The following is a 993-nucleotide window of genomic DNA, read 5'->3' on the forward strand; positions in this document are numbered from 1 at the left end:
CGGCGCAGGAACTCGTCGACGGCGCGGTCGGCGTAGGCCTCGAACGGCCATGCCGTACCGGTGGTTTCGCGCCGGCCGACCGACACGAATTCGGCGTCGATGCGCTCGGCAACCTTGGCGGCCCGGTCGAGGTCGGACCCCCACACAGAGGTGCTGAGGACATGCGAGGGCTCGTTGAGGCGGTCGAGTGTCTGGTCGAGGTCGTGGTAGCCGATGACGGTGAATACCGGGCCGCTGTTCGCAGTCTCGGTGGTGGCCGATCCGTCCCTGTCCTGCAACAGGGTTGGCTCCAGGAAGTGTCCCGGCAGGTTGGTGCCGCGGCCGCCGCCCGTGACGAGCACCCCGCCGGACGCGATGGACTGGCGGAGGCGGTCTTCGGTGACGGCCAGCTGCCTGGCGCTGTGCAGTGGGCCGACCGTGACGCCGGGGGTCATGCCGTCGCCGACGGTCAGCGGCCGGATGGCCTCGACGAACGCGTCGCAGAAGTCGTCCACCAGATCGGCGGGGACGTAGGCACTCTTGGGGGCGTCCAGTGTCTGCCCCGAGTTGGCAAAGGCGCTCTTGGCCAGTGCTGCCGCCGCGTCGTCGACGGATGCATCGCAGAGGAGTAGCGCGGTCGCGCCGGAGGCCGTGGTCGTCGTCACCGGAGTGAGGGTCCGGGCCGCCTGGCCGACAATCCGCTGCGCGCCACCCCGGGTGCCGGCGTAGGAGACCAGGCCGACGTTCGGATGCGCGACCAGGGCGCTGCTGGCCCTGCGGGTGCCGACCGAGACGTCGAGAACCCCTGCCGGGAGAACGGAATTGAGAATCTCGACGGTTCGCGTTACCGAGAGCGCAACGGTGGATGGAGGCTCGACGACGACGGTGTTGCCGGCGGCCAGGGCGGGGCCCACCTTTGCGGCCATGCGGAGGATCGGCAGGTCCCACGGGACGAGTACGGCGACGACCCCGACCGGCCGGTACTCCACCACGGCGGTGCGTCCGTCGTAGCGG

1 protein-coding gene is annotated in these 993 nt (G+C 70.6%); it reads right to left on the reverse strand.

From position 1 onward, the window contains the following. On the reverse strand, positions 1 to 971 hold a 971-nt coding region (locus AC1DYG_RS18600; RefSeq protein ID WP_477641354.1), incomplete at its 3' end, for an aldehyde dehydrogenase family protein. Between the last annotated feature and the right edge of the window lie 22 nt (positions 972 to 993).

This window comes from Pedococcus sp. P1_H8, from assembly GCF_056405175.1.